This is a genomic window from Halomonas sp. McH1-25, from assembly GCF_022348165.1.
In the GTDB taxonomy this organism is placed as follows: domain Bacteria; phylum Pseudomonadota; class Gammaproteobacteria; order Pseudomonadales; family Halomonadaceae; genus Modicisalibacter.
Genome location: NZ_JAKRFI010000005.1, coordinates 244250 through 259172 on the forward strand (window position 1 = coordinate 244250; position 14923 = coordinate 259172).

General features: G+C 56.6%; 10 protein-coding genes. All 10 read right to left on the reverse strand.

Annotated features, from left to right (window positions below; all coding sequences use genetic code 11):
- Nucleotides 1-3: 3 nt before the first annotated feature.
- The 10 genes from MHM84_RS14700 to sdhA all read right to left on the reverse strand — a co-directional run bounded on the left by MHM84_RS14700 (nucleotide 4) and on the right by sdhA (nucleotide 14921).
- A complete protein-coding gene (locus MHM84_RS14700; protein ID WP_239267107.1) occupies nucleotides 4-1152 on the reverse strand; it encodes a glycosyltransferase in 1149 nt (382 codons plus the stop codon).
- Between the two features lie 144 nt (nucleotides 1153-1296).
- Entirely contained in the window at nucleotides 1297-2160 is an 864-nt protein-coding gene (locus MHM84_RS14705; RefSeq protein WP_239267108.1) for a glycosyltransferase, read from the reverse strand.
- A 254-nt stretch (nucleotides 2161-2414) separates the two neighbouring features.
- Nucleotides 2415-2858, reverse strand: a complete 444-nt coding sequence (locus tag MHM84_RS14710; protein WP_239267109.1) for a low molecular weight protein-tyrosine-phosphatase — start codon at nucleotides 2856-2858, stop codon at nucleotides 2415-2417.
- 1180 nt (nucleotides 2859-4038) lie between these two features.
- On the reverse strand, nucleotides 4039-4911 hold the full coding sequence (gene sucD / locus MHM84_RS14715; protein ID WP_239267110.1) for a succinate--CoA ligase subunit alpha: 873 nt from the start codon (nucleotides 4909-4911) through the stop codon (nucleotides 4039-4041).
- Nucleotides 4911-6077, reverse strand: coding sequence for an ADP-forming succinate--CoA ligase subunit beta (sucC, locus tag MHM84_RS14720; RefSeq protein ID WP_239267111.1), 1167 nt, complete (start codon nucleotides 6075-6077; stop codon nucleotides 4911-4913). Before sucC ends, sucD begins: the two co-directional genes overlap by 1 nt.
- Before the next feature lie 136 nt (nucleotides 6078-6213).
- Nucleotides 6214-7653 (reverse strand): dihydrolipoyl dehydrogenase, encoded by a 1440-nt coding sequence (gene lpdA / locus MHM84_RS14725; protein WP_239267112.1) that lies wholly within the window; start codon nucleotides 7651-7653, stop codon nucleotides 6214-6216.
- Between the two features lie 52 nt (nucleotides 7654-7705).
- Nucleotides 7706-9319: a 2-oxoglutarate dehydrogenase complex dihydrolipoyllysine-residue succinyltransferase gene (gene odhB / locus MHM84_RS14730; RefSeq protein ID WP_239267113.1), complete on the reverse strand. Its 1614-nt coding sequence runs from the start codon at nucleotides 9317-9319 to the stop codon at nucleotides 7706-7708.
- A gap of 42 nt (nucleotides 9320-9361) precedes the next feature.
- On the reverse strand, nucleotides 9362-12199 hold the full coding sequence (locus MHM84_RS14735) for a 2-oxoglutarate dehydrogenase E1 component (protein WP_239267114.1): 2838 nt from the start codon (nucleotides 12197-12199) through the stop codon (nucleotides 9362-9364).
- Nucleotides 12200-12427: 228 nt separating this feature from the next.
- Nucleotides 12428-13132 (reverse strand): succinate dehydrogenase iron-sulfur subunit, encoded by a 705-nt coding sequence (locus tag MHM84_RS14740; RefSeq protein ID WP_301282559.1) that lies wholly within the window; start codon nucleotides 13130-13132, stop codon nucleotides 12428-12430.
- A 16-nt stretch (nucleotides 13133-13148) separates the two neighbouring features.
- Entirely contained in the window at nucleotides 13149-14921 is a 1773-nt protein-coding gene (gene sdhA, locus MHM84_RS14745; RefSeq protein ID WP_239267116.1) for a succinate dehydrogenase flavoprotein subunit, read from the reverse strand.
- Nucleotides 14922-14923: the final 2 nt, after the last annotated feature.

A 14923-nucleotide genomic window follows, 5' to 3' on the forward strand; every position in this document is an offset into this window, starting at 1 on the left:
TCGTCAAGTCTTAAGATTGGTTTTGTAAGCTTTATTCAAGTACTCTTCACATACTTCCTCATCAAAAACGGAAGTTTCACTGCATTTTGATATTTTGTTCAAAGAAAACCCTTTCTGAGCCATACTGTCAAATTCCTCAATGTCAAAAACATTATCAAGCATAGCGAACAACTCAGCCGCACCGCCAACTTTTGTAGTAAAAACCAGTCTGCCAGATAGTGCACTTTCCACTATTGTCCTACCGAACGGCTCACGCCATTTTATAGGTAAATAAACCACCGACACCTGAGACAAGAATTCTTCTACTGATACGAACCCAATCTTTATTATTCCCAGCCTATCGGCGCGCGCTTCAAGTTGCACTCCTTCAGTATCTTTTTCGAAACGGCCCGCAGCTATGAAAACCATTTCTCTTCCTGCATAACGCTCAGCCAAATCACAGAAATCATTAAACCCTTTCTCATGAGTCAGCCTGCCAATAAATCCAACGGCCACTGGTTTTACCTGCACCTGCTTTACAACTAATCTTCTGACCTGATTGTATATATTAATAGAGCATGCTTCTGGGAAAAACCCATTATCCTTATGCAACTTTGACACATATTCACTAATACCAACAGCAACGTCCACTTTTCTGCTCGCAATTTTTTTAGTGAACGACCAGAACTTAACAGCCACATCATTTAACCGCATGTTTTTTCGTTTCTTGAACAATGTGGCATTAGGGTGAAAAAGATAGTAATCTCTCATTGTATGCACAAGATGCAAGTTATAAACTTTCACCTTATGCCAGACAGCTACAGAGAACCCTGCTAGATTATTTGTATGGACCACATCAGGATTATAGAGAACTATTTCCCTTTCCAGCTGCTTGCTCATCATTGGGTTATATATATCAATAAAATGCCATAGCACTTTTTCCCAAACTGCCGGTTCTTTATCGCCAAAAGGCCAATAAATATTTCTTAGCGGCAAATATATGACAACCACGCCATTCACAATTTGTTCTTTTCTATCCCCCTCATCTGTTAAACAAATCACCCTTACTTCGACATTCATGCCAACCAAGCTTTCAGCCAAAAGTTGTACAGAAACCTCGGCTCCCCCCACCCTATGTGGGTAATACAAAGTATTAACAATAAGCACTTTCATTAACTTAGCAACCTATAACCAATTAAATAGGCACATGGTTTCGGTCTCACTCGAAACTCGGCAAGCCAAGACCTCTTTCAGGCAAGCTGAAACAGTTTCCTTGCATCTTTGAAATACGGCTTGTGAGGCCGAACACCACCTAAGCTATACACGAGGCGCCTTTCTTAATTTCGATTTAATAAGAAAGATAAATAACAAACCATTAGCTTTAAGGTAGTAAGCCACCAAAAAGGCTATTAGCTTTTCTTTTAAGGTAAGCATTTTATTTTCATTCAAAACACGTGCAGCACGTAATGGGGGAAGTAATGATCGAATCACGAAATCCATCCCTATCGACTCTCTAATTCCTAGCAAGCCACCCGCTACCCGTTCGGATTTTTTTTTAATTTCAAGCAAGCTGGATCGTGCAGGATGCTTAACTACGCAGTCACTACAATATCCTATAGAATAACCCCGTTGCGTTGCTCGCTTGTTCCATTCAACATCTCCGCCAGACATCAAATCATCATTAAAAAAACCGACGTCATCAAATATTCTTCTATAAGCAATTAAGTTCGCCGTTACTGAAAAGCCTTCGCTGGCATTTTTCCTTTGATTGAATGCAAATGCTTTTTCGTAGACTTCCGCTACGCTCTTTCGTTTACTTCCGTAAAAAAGCTCGACATGCCCAGCGATCCTATCCACACTAAAGCGCCTTAAAGCCATGACCGAGTTTTTTATCCACTCCTTGTCAGGGATACAATCCGAGTCAGTAAAAGCAAGGACTTTTCCCTTCGCAATTTTAATCCCTGCATTTCTCGCTGCATAGGAACCAGGTGCAGGTTCCTCTATAAACTTAGCGTAATCTCTAATAGGCTCGGGAGGTGTCGTGTCTGCGTCATTGTTTACTACGATGATTTCATATTCATCTTTCGGAAAATCTTGAACACTCAACGCATTAAGGCATACCGCTAGCTTATCCCAGTCTCGGAAGGTGGGAATTATCACTGAAACAATGACGTTTTCCATGACTACACCCATATGATATATGTCTTTTGCGATAAATCATCCCAAACGACATGGCGCTGAATTAAATAGCAAGCACTCTCAAACTGGTTAGAATAACGACGCCAAGGCAATTTGCGTAAACGAACTTACCCAGTCATTCATTTATATTGGAAGCGGGCCACCATAAGAGTAGTGCCTACCTGCTGCCAATGATGACCGCATCGATGCTTGAAGACGACATTTGCAAACAGTGTCTATCTTACCGATGTGTAAGGTTACAGCTTGCTGGCCCAGCTATCGGCTGCACGCACCAGTTGACTGTGCACATGCTGAAATGCTTCTGGACTCTTGCGATAAGGATCGGGAATATCTTCGCCTTTACTCCCCGTACCCAGCCAACGTCCAAACAGCATGGTCTTGCCGGTAGCGGAAGGCACCAGTTTGGCCACAGCTTGGCGCTGGCCTTCACTCATGACCAGGATGAGATCGGCACGCAGAATCATATCTTCCGTAATCTGTCGTGCCTTGTGATGTGCAACGCTCAGACCTTCGCCTTCGGCCAAAGCCTGAGCGGAGGGATCGACTCCCCGGTCCACCAGAGCGCCAAGCCCAGCCGACTCGATGGCCATATTTGGCAGCCGGGCCTTTAGCAAGGCTTCACCGATAGGGCTGCGGCAGATGTTACCCGTACACACGATAAGGACACTGGAAAATTTCATTAGTCGTAATTGCTAACTGTTCACGTTAAAGAACTTACCCAACGAAGGCACCTCTTGAGAGAATACACGATCCCGGCATAAAACGGGGCGTTGCGTGAATGGATCATCTCGGAGGGCGGCAGCAGGAACTAAGCGCCCAGCCCGCAGGTAACGGCACTTCTAACATCGGGTTGCTCGGCCTAGCCTCTCTACACAATCACATCCACATCGTCTCGCGGCCCCTATGCGTTACCTTTCGGATCTTCGCATCTGAGGGAAAGCCATGAACGGACTCTATGGCCATCTACCGAGCAAATCACATCCACATCCTAAGCAATAACAAAAAATGAAAAACATAACCAAATAAATATCATTTTGCAGTGCATCTAAAAAACAAAATTATCAATATCTTAAAACTCAGTCGCTAAATATACATTATTTATATCCTCCCCCTTCACCCTGATTCAGGTTCGTGGACGAGATACATAGATGGTTAGTGTCACTTGCCTAGGAGGGGGCACAGGCTCTTGGCACGCTACCGCCCCTGAGTTGCATCCGGCCTCTCCCATTAGCCACTAAGTAACTGAATATCCCTGGTTTTTAAAATTTCCAGCTACCAGCCAGAACTGCCCTTAATTTTCACCCGTACTAATTAAGCCTTTATTCATCAATCATCACCAAAAACTCCGCAGATCCGCATTCTTGTTATAAACCCTTTTGAATTCACAACAACTATTAGCACAACATGGAGCAGCTCACAGATTTTTTTGTAAAATATTTCAGTGACGCACTGCAACAACAGTACCTGCGCAAAACAAGCTGACACAACGCCAGCATAGTCATTTATTGCGTTGAATTGCCTTAAACGAAAACACAAGATAACGCTTCACGAAATCAGACCCCATGAGAGCCTGTAGCATGCCTGAATGCAAAGATTAACTTGCCAAGCTCGCTCGCCGAGCGCTTCGATACTAGCGTATCTCACGCTTTCCTCTCATGGCCGCTTCTGGGCCGGACGGCATCTTAGGTAAGGCAATATAGTATATATACTATTGGGATAGATGTATTTTTCCGCTAGTTTACAAACTAAAAGACTACGAAAATAATCCTTGGCACTTTAAAATAAAAAGCCCATCAGTCTAACTGATGGGCTTCTGATTACCGATTTAGTAGTGATCTACACTATTACCGTAGCTTACACTTACCAGCCGGTGGCTTCTTTCAGCGCGTCGCCTATCTCGGCCAGGGAGCGAACGGTCTTAACGCCCGCCGCTTCGAGGGCAGCGAATTTCTCATCCGCAGTGCCCTTGCCGCCGGCGATGATGGCGCCGGCGTGGCCCATACGCTTACCAGGAGGCGCAGTAACCCCGGCGATGTAGGAGACGACCGGCTTGGTGACGTTGGCCTTGATGTAGGCCGCCGCTTCTTCTTCCGCCGTGCCGCCGATTTCACCAATCATGACGATGGCTTCGGTCTGCGGATCCTTCTCGAACATCTCGAGGATGTCGATGAAGGTAGAGCCCGGGATCGGGTCGCCGCCAATACCCACACAGGTGGATTGGCCGAAGCCGTGATCGGTGGTCTGCTTGACCGCTTCGTAGGTCAACGTCCCGGAGCGAGAGACGATACCGACCTTGCCCGGCTTGTGGATGTGACCCGGCATGATACCGATCTTGGTCTCTCCCGGAGTGATGACACCGGGGCAGTTCGGACCGATCAGACGTACGCCCAGCTCGTCGCACTTGACCTTGACGTCGAGCATGTCGAGGGTCGGGATGCCTTCGGTGATGCACACGATCAGCTTGATGCCGGCGTTGGCGGCTTCAAGGATGGAGTCCTTGCAGAACGGTGCCGGGACGTAGATGACCGAGGCTTCGGCGCCTGTCTTCTCGACGGCTTCCTTGACGGTATTGAACACCGGCAGGCCCAGATGCTCCTGGCCACCCTTGCCGGGGGTGACGCCGCCGACCATCTTGGTACCGTAGGCGATCGCCTGTTCGGAATGGAAGGTCCCTTGCCCGCCAGTGAAGCCTTGGCAGATGACCTTGGTGTTCTTGTCGATCAGGATACTCATTACTTGCCCTCCGCCGCTTTGACCACCTGCTGCGCAGCGTCAGTCAGGCTGGTAGCGGCGATGATGTTCAGACCACTGGATGCCAGCTTCTCGGCGCCCAGCTCGGCATTGTTCCCTTCCAGACGGACCACGACCGGCACGTTGACGCCGACCTGCTCCACCGCGCCGATGATGCCTTCGGCGATCATGTCGCAGCGCACGATACCGCCGAAGATGTTGACCAGAACGGCCTTCACGGAGGTGTCGGAAAGGATGATCTTGAAGGCTTCCGCCACGCGCTCCTTGGTGGCGCCGCCGCCGACATCCAGGAAGTTTGCCGGCTGGCCACCGCTGAGCTTGATGATGTCCATGGTGCCCATGGCCAGGCCGGCACCGTTGACCATGCAGCCGATGTTGCCGTCGAGCGCAACATAGTTGAGCTCCCACGCCTGGGCATGCGCCTCGCGCTCGTCTTCCTGGGAAGGATCGCGCATGGCCTGCAGGTCGGGGTGACGGTACAGCGCGTTGCCGTCGAGGCCGATCTTGGCATCCAGGCAGTGCAGATTGCCCTGCTCGGTGATGACCAGCGGGTTGATCTCGAGCAGCGCCAGGTCCTTGTCGTGGAACATCTTCGACAGGCCCAGGAAAATCTTGGTGAACTGCTTGATCTGGTCGCCTTCGAGACCGAGTGCAAACGCCAGTTCACGCGCCTGATACGGCTGCGCGCCGACCAGCGGGTCGATTTCGGCCTTGAGGATCTTCTCGGGAGTTTCTTCAGCGACCTTCTCGATCTCGACACCGCCTTCGGTGGAGGCCATGAAGACCACGCGGCGCGTGCCACGGTCGACGACGGCACCCAGGTACAGCTCGTTGGCGATATCGGTGCAGGTCTCGACCAGAATCTTGGCGACCGGCTGGCCCTTCTCGTCAGTCTGGAAAGTCACCAGGTTCTTGCCCAGCCACTGCTCGGCGAAGGCCTTGGCTTCGTCGGCACTCTTGACCAGTTTGACGCCACCGGCCTTACCGCGGCCACCGGCATGAACCTGGGCCTTGACGACCCACATGTTGCCGCCGATCTTTTCGCACGCTTCGGCAGCTTCTTCGGGAGTGTCCACGGCAAAGCCCTTGGACACCGGCAGGCCATAGTCGGCAAACAGCTGTTTGCCCTGATATTCGTGAAGGTTCATCGTGTCATGCCATTGGTTGCATGTGACTCGAATGGTGACGCTGGGCAACTGAAACCGGCCCGCATCACCCCCGTCCGCTCCCGGTACATGGCCGGGAGCGACACACCGCCCGCGGCGGCGCTTGTTGTCCTGCGGGTTACTTGCGCTTCTTGCGGTTGGCCATATGAATCGCGTGACCGTCCACCGCGAGCGCCGCTTCGTGAATCGCTTCCGACGTGGTCGGGTGCGCATAGCAGGTCAGGGCCAGGTCTTCGGCGCTGGAGCCGAATTCCATGGCAATGACACCTTGGGCAATCAGCTCGCCAGCATGCTGGCTGACGATATGGATACCCAGGATGCGGTCGGTATCGGCATCGGCGATGACCTTGGCCATGCCGTCGGGGGCATTGTTGGCCAAGGCGCGACCGTTGGCGGAGAACGGGAAGGACCCGGTCTTGACCTCGATGCCTTCGGACTTGGCCTGCTGCTCGGTCATGCCGACCCAGGCGACTTCGGGTGAGGTGTAGATGACCGACGGGATGGCGTCGTAGTTCATCTCGGCCTTATGGCCGGCGATGATGTCGGCCACCATGACGCCCTCTTCCGAGGCCTTGTGCGCGAGCATCGGGCCACGCACGCAGTCGCCGATGGCGAATACGCCCGGTACGCTGGTGCGGCACTGGTCGTCGACGAAGATGAAGCCACGCTCGTCGAGCTTGACGCCGGCATCGTCGCTCAGCACGCCCTGGGTGTAGGGGCGACGGCCGACACAGACGATGACCTTGTCGAAGGTCTGTTCCTGCTCGCCCTTGCTGTCGGTGTACTTGACGACGACTTCGTTATCCTTGATCTCGGAGCCGGTGACGCGCGCGCCCAGCTTGATGTCCAGGCCCTGCTTGCCGAGCAGCTTCTGGGTTTCCTTGGCGACGGCCTGATCGACCATCGGCAGGAAGGAATCCATCGCTTCGAGGACGGTGACCTCACTGCCCAGGCGGCTCCACACGCTCCCCAGTTCGAGACCGATGACGCCGGCGCCGATCACGCCCAGGCGCTTGGGCGCCTCGGTGAACTCCAACGCGCCGGCGGAGTCGACGATCAGCCCTTCGGTCAGCGGCGTCGGCGGAATCTCGACCGGTACGGAACCCGAGGCGATGACGATATTATCGGCCTCGTAGGTTTCCTTTTCGCCTTCCTTGCCGGTGACTTCGACCTTGTTGTTGGAGAGCACCTTGCCGGTGCCTTCCAGCGCGGTGACGCCGTTGGCCTTGAACAGGGCGCTGATGCCGCCGGTGTTCTTGGCGATGACGCTCTCCTTGAACTCGAGCATCTTGGGCACGTTCGGCGTGATGTCGCCGACTTCCAGGCCAATCTCGCCGAAATGGTCGCGCGCATCGATGAACTTGTGCGAGGTTTCCAGCAGCGCCTTGGAGGGAATGCAGCCCACGTTCAGGCAGGTACCGCCATGGACGGTCTTGCCCTGCTTGTTCACCCACTTCTCGACGCAGGCGGTCTTGAGACCCATCTGTGCCGCGCGGATAGCGGCCACGTAGCCGCCGGGGCCCGCACCAATGACGATCACATCAAATTTATCGGCCATGAATCCTTCCTGTTGATCGGTTCGCTTGAGAGTCCGTTGACGTCAGACGAAATCAGATGTCCAGCAGCAGGCGTGCCGGGTCCTCGAGCAGCTCCTTGATAGTGACCAGGAACTGAACCGCGTCCTTGCCATCGATCATGCGGTGATCATAGGACACGGCGAGGTACATCATCGGGCGGATCTCGACTTTGCCGTTCACCGCCATCGGACGTTCCTGGATCTTGTGCATGCCCAGGATGGCCGTCTGCGGCGGGTTGATGATCGGTGTCGACATCAGCGAACCGAAAATACCGCCGTTAGTGATGGTGAAAGTGCCGCCCTGCATCTCGTCGATGCCCAGCTTGCCGTCACGGGCGCGCTTGCCGAAGTCGACGATGGTCTTTTCGACATCGGCGATCTTCATGCTGTCGGTATCGCGCAGCACCGGAACCACCAGACCGCGGTCGGTAGATACCGCCACGCCGATGTCCTGATAGCCGTGATAGACGATATCGGTACCGTCGATGGATGCGTTGACGTCCGGGAAACGCTTGAGCGCCTCGCTGGCAGCCTTGACGAAGAAGCCCATGAAGCCGAGCTTGACATCGTGGGACTTCTGGAACGTGTCCTTGTATTGCGCGCGCAGAGCCATTACGGCACCCATGTCCACCTCATTGTAGGTGGTGAGCATGGCAGCGGTCTGCTGGGCCTGGACCAGACGCTTGGCAATGGTCTGGCGAAGGCGACTCATCGGTACGCGCTTCTCGGGACGCTCGCCTTCGATGGCCGGCGCTGCAGCGGCGGCACTCTTCGCCCCGCCGCCACTCTTGGACGCTGGCGCTGCCTTCTTGGCGCTGCCTTCCTTGACTGCCTTCTGCACGTCTTCCTTGAGGACGCGACCGCCCTTGCCGGTACCCTCGATCTTGCTGACGTCCAGGTCATGTTCGGCAATCAGCTTGCGCGCGGCGGGCGCGACGATCTTGTCACCGACCTTCTCATCCGACTCGGCGCCGCTGGCTTCGCTTTCGTCACCGCGCGACTCGGCAGAGGCGCCTTCGGCTTCGCCACCCGCACTACCACCTGCGCCTTCGGCAAAGGTCGCCAGCAAGGCCTCGGATTCCACCTGCTCGCCTTCCTGCACCTTGATTTCGCTCAGGGCGCCATCGGCGGGCGCGACGACTTCCAGCACGACCTTGTCGGTCTCGATGTCGGCCAGCACTTCATCGCGCTTGACCGCTTCGCCGACCTTCTTATGCCAGGTCGCCACGGTGCCTTCCTGAACGGATTCGGGGAAGGACGGCGCCTTGACATCGTAGCGCTGACCGGAAGCCGCCGACTTTTCGGTCTTCTGTTCGGCCTGCTTCTCGGCCTTCTGCTCCGGCTCGGCGTCTTGGCCGCCTTGCGGCTTGGAGCCAGCATCGGCACCCGACTTGGGCTCAGCCTTTTCACCGGCTTCACCCAGCATGCCAAGGACCTGCTCCGAATCGCAGGTATCGCCTTCTTCGACCTTGATCTCTGTCAGCGTGCCCGCTTCCGGTGCCACGACCTCGAGCACGACCTTGTCGGTCTCGATTTCGACGATCAGTTCGTCGCGCTCGACGCTATCGCCAGGCTTCTTGTGCCAGGTAGCAACCGTGCCCTCGGCAACGGATTCCGGAAAACTGGGCGCTTTGATCTCGGTAGCCATTTGGTTTCCTTAGTGTGTTCTCTCTCGTCCCGGTGGGACGCCTCAGGCGTTGAAGGCGTCTTCCACCAGCTGGCGCTGCTGTTCGACGTGGACGGACATGTAGCCCGCAGCGGGTGCTGCCGAGGCCGGACGACCGGCGAACTTGAGTTCGCGGCCCAGGCCCTCCTTGAGCATATCCGCAACCACACGCATGTGGTGCTGGCTCTGGTACCAGGCTCCCTGGTTGAGTGGCTCTTCCTGGCACCACACCACCTGCTCCAGGTTGGTGTAGCCCTTGATCGTGTCGAAGAGCTCGTCTTTCGGGAACGGGTAGAGCTGTTCGACACGCAGGATAGCCGTGTCCTCACGCTCGTTCTCGGTACGGTAAGCGGCCAGATCGTAGTAGACCTTGCCGGAGCAGAGAACGACGCGCTTGACCTTGTCGGCCTCGAGTTTGCCCTGATCTTCCAGCACCATCTGGAAACGGCCATTGGCCAGCTCTTCCAGCGTAGAAGTCGCTTCCTTGTGACGCAGCAGGCTCTTCGGCGACATTATCACCAACGGCTTGCGCAGAGGACGAATCACCTGACGGCGCAAGAGGTGGAAAATCTGCGCCGGCGTGGTCGGCATGCAGACCTGCATGTTGTGTTCGGCACACAGCTGCAGAAAACGCTCGAGACGCGCGGATGAGTGTTCCGGTCCCTGCCCTTCGTAGCCGTGCGGCAGCAGCATGGTCAGTCCGCATAGACGCCCCCACTTCGATTCCCCAGAGGAAATGAACTGGTCGATGACCACCTGAGCGCCATTGACGAAGTCGCCGAACTGCGCTTCCCAGATAACCAAGGAATTCGGCACGGTCGTAGCATAGCCGTATTCGAAACCCAACACGGCCTCTTCCGAGAGAAACGAATCGCGAATGGTGAAGCGTGGCTGGCCTTCGCGAATGTTTTCCAGCGGAACGTAAGTGCTGCCGTCCTTCTGGTTGTGCACCACGGCGTGACGGTGCGAGAAGGTACCGCGCCCCGAGTCCTGCCCGGTCAGGCGGATCGGGTGGCCTTCGTCGAGCAACGTAGCGTAGGCCAGGGTTTCGGCGAAGCCCCAGTTGAGCGCCATGCCGCCAGCCTGCATCTTGCGGCGGTCTTCGTAGATCTTGGCGACTTGACGCTGGACCTGGATACCGTCGGGAATTTCGCACATCCGCGCTGCCAGTTGCTGCATACGCTTCATGTCGAAAGAGGTATCGAAGTCACCGCTCCATTCGTGGCCCAGGTACGGGGTCCAGTCGACGAACAGCTCGGTGTTGGGCTGCTTGACCAGCGCATTGGCGACATGGTTGCCGGCCAGCAGGTCTTCGCGGTACTGCTCGACCAGTGCCTTGGCGTCGTCTTCGGAGAGCACGCCCTCCTCGACCAGGCGCGCTGCGTACAGGTCACGCGAGCTTTTGTGCGTCTTGATCTTCTGATACATCATCGGCTGAGTGCCGGACGGCTCGTCAGCTTCGTTGTGTCCACGGCGACGGTAGCAGACCAGGTCGATGACAACGTCCTTATGGAACTGCTGACGGTAGTCGATGGCGACCTGTGCGGCATGCAGCACTGCGTCGGGATCGTCGCCATTGACATGGAAGATCGGTGCCTGGACCATCTTGGCGATATCGGTGCAGTACTCGGTGGAGCGCGTGTCCATCGGATTCGATGTCGTGAATCCGACTTGGTTGTTGATCACCACACGTACCGTGCCACCGGTCCGATAGCCACGCGTCTGCGACATCTGGAAGGTTTCCATGACCACGCCCTGACCGGCAAAGGCCGCATCGCCATGGATAGTGATCGGCAGCACCTTGTCACCGTCGGCATCGTCGCGACGATCCTGACGGGCCCGCACCGAGCCTTCCACCACCGGGGAGACGATCTCGAGGTGGGACGGGTTGAACGCCAGCGCCAGATGCACTTCACCGCCCGGTGTCATGACGTTGGAGCTAAAGCCTTGGTGGTACTTGACGTCGCCCGAGCCCTTGCTGATGACCTTTTTGCCATCGAATTCGTCGATCAGCTCCGACGGGCTCTTGCCGAGAATGTTGACCAGCAGGTTGAGACGGCCACGGTGAGCCATGCCGATGACGATTTCCTTGGTGCCGTAGCCACCGGCACGCTGGATGAGTTCGTCCATCATCGGAATGAAGCTTTCGCCCCCCTCGAGACCGAAGCGCTTGGTGCCCGGATACTTGGACGCCAAATAGCTTTCCAGCCCCTCGGAAGCCGTCAGCCGCTCGAGTACATGCTTACGGACGTCATTGCTGTACTTCGGCTTCGAACGAACCGACTCGAAGCGCTGCTGTAGCCAGCGCTTCTCTTCGGTATCGACGATATGCATGAACTCACAGCCGATGCTGCGGCAGTAAGTCTGCTCCAGCGCCTCGACGATTTCCTTGAGCGGCGCCTTGTCCTTGCCCAGAAAGAAGGAGCCGGTCTGGAACTCGATGTCCATGTCGGCCTTCGACAGCTGGTGGAAGGAGAGTTCCAGATCGGGAACCGGAACCGGCTTGCGCAGATCGAGCGGATCGATGTTGGCCTTCTGGTGGCCGCGGAATCGATAGGCGTTGATCAGCTGGAGAACCTTGACCTGCTTCTTGTTCTCGCCGCTGTCGACGGCAGCTACACCCTGAGTCGCAGTACGCCGGTTGCGTGCCAACTGGTAGAACTGGTCGCGGACCGGACTGAGGGGAGTGTCGTAGGAGGGGCTGCCTTCCGGGCGCGGTAGCTGATCGAAATAGCTACGCCATTCATCCGGAACTTCATTGGGATCGACAAGGTATTGCTCGTACAGCGCTTCGACGTAGTGAGCGTTGCCACCACTCACATGCGAGGAGCGCCACATCAACTCCATTATGCCTTCTTGCATCTCTCGGTCACCCTGCACTGATGGGGTGGTGTCGGCGCCTGATACGGGGTGCGCACCGGCGTCACTCTTTGTCTTGCAAGTGGACGACACTCGTCCACGGGAATGCGCGGCGTGATCGTCAAGAGCCGGTGCACGTGGCACCGGCTCTTGACGCGTGGGCCGGCCTCACCTGCGACACGCGGCCGCAGGTGAAACGGGCTCCAATGATAGCAAGTCGCAAGCCACGATTTAAGTAGCATTCGCCAATAGCAGCTCTCGAATCTTGCCGATCGCGCGGGTCGGGTTGAGCCCTTTCGGACATACCGCCACGCAGTTCATGATGCCGCGGCAACGGAACACGCTGAACGGATCCTCGAGTTCGGCGAGGCGATCACGGGTAGCCGTGTCACGACTATCGGCCAGGAAGCGATAAGCTTGAAGCAGACCGGCCGGGCCGACGAACTTGTCCGGGTTCCACCAGAACGACGGGCAGGACGTCGAACAGCAGGCACACAGTATACATTCGTAGAGCCCGTCGAGCTTGTCACGCTCTTCCGGCGACTGCAGGCGCTCGATGGCCGGCGGGGAATTCTCGTTCTGCAGGTACGGCTGAATGCGCTCGTACTGCTTGTAGAAGATCCCCATATCGACGACCAGATCGCGAATGACCGGCAGGCCGGGCAGTGGGCGCAGCACCAGCTTGCCACCCTTGGTCACGGCCGACAGTGGCGTGACGCAAGCCAGGCCGTTGGTGCCGTTCATGTTCATCCCGTCGGAGCCACAGACGCCTTCACGGCAGCTGCGGCGGTAGGCCATCGAGCTGTCCTGTTGCTTGATGAGCTCGAGGATGTTCAGGACCATCAGGTCGCGGCCCTGGGTGTCCACCTGGAACTCCTGCATGTAAGGCGCAGAGTCGGTTTCCGGGTTGTAGCGGTATACGGATACCTGAAGCATGGACATTGTGGTCCCCTCAATAAGTACGGACTTTCGGCTCGAAGGTGTCGACTGTCTTGGGCGAGAAGTTGACTTCACGCTTGCCCAGCTTCTTCTCCAGCGGGTAATAGGTGGAGTGCTTGAGCCAGTTGACGTCGTCCCGATCCGGATAGTCGTAACGGGAATGGGCACCGCGGCTTTCCTTGCGCTCGAGCGCAGAGATTGCGGTCGCTTCGGCCACTTCCAGCAGGTTGTCGAGTTCCAGTGCTTCGACACGGGCTGTGTTGAAGGCATTGGACTTGTCACCCAGGTGCGCATTGGCGATGCGCTCGCGCAGTTCGGCAACCTTCTTGACGCCTTCCTGCATATGGTCCTCCTGACGGAAGACACCGAAAGCCTTCTGCATGGTCGCCTGCAGTTCGGCGCGCAGTTCGGGTATCGATTCACCACCGCTGGATTCGTTCCAGCGATTCATGCGGGCCAGTGCGGCATCGACGTCGGACTGGGCGGCATCCAGGTATTCGATACCTTCGTTGAGAGCACCTTCGATGAACATGCCGGCAGCACGCCCGAACACGACGAGGTCGAGCAGCGAATTGCCGCCCAGGCGGTTGGCGCCGTGTACGGAAACGCAAGCCACCTCGCCACAGGCGAACAGACCGTTGACGGTATGGTCGTTGCCGTCGGCATCCTGCTTGATGACCTGACCATGCACGTTGGTGGCCAGGCCACCCATCATGTAGTGACAGGTCGGCACGACAGGGATCGGTTCCTTGACCGGATCGACGGCGGCAAAGGTCTTGGCCAGTTCGACGATGCCCGGCAGACGCTTGTGCAGTACTTCTTCGCCCAGGTGGTCGAGCTTGAGCAGGACGTGATCGCCATCTTCACCGACACCGCGGCCTTCGAGGATTTCCATGACCATGGATCGGGCAACGACGTCGCGGCCGGCCAAATCCTTGGCATTGGGCGCATAACGCTCCATGAAGCGCTCGCCGTCCTTGTTGATCAGGTAACCGCCCTCACCACGGCAGCCTTCGGTGACTAGCACCCCTGCTCCGGCGATACCGGTCGGGTGGAACTGCCACATCTCCATGTCCTGCACCGTGACACCGGCACGAAGCGCCATGCCGACACCATCGCCGGTATTGATCAGCGCGTTGGTGGTGGACGAGTAGATACGCCCGGCCCCACCGGTGGCGAGCACGGTTGCCTTGGACTTGATGTGCACCACTTCGCCGGTCTCGATACACAGCGCGATGCAGCCGACCACGTCGCCGTTGGCATTCTTGACCAGATCCACCGCATACCATTCATTCAAGAAGACGGTATTGTTCTTCAGGTTGTTCTGGTAGAGCGTGTGCAGTAGCGCATGTCCGGTACGGTCGGCCGCAGCGCATGTACGTGCGGCCTGGCCGCCCTTGCCGAAATCCTTGGACTGACCGCCGAACGGGCGCTGATAGATGCGACCGTTGTCGAAACGCGAGAACGGCAAGCCCATGTGCTCGAGTTCGAACACCGCCTTGGGCCCCTCGGAGCACATGTACTCGGCAGCGTCCTGGTCGGTGATGTAGTCACCGCCCTTGACGGTATCGTACATATGCCAGCGCCAGTCATCGTTAGGATCGGCAGACGCAATGGCGCAGGTAATGCCGCCCTGGGCAGATACGGTGTGCGAGCGGGTCGGGAAAACCTTCGAGATGACGGCGGTTTTCTTGCCGGACTTGGCCAGCTCGAGCGCGGCACGCAGGCCGGAGCCGCCACCACCGATGATGATTGCGTCGAATGTCAGGTTACGCATGGTAGACATGG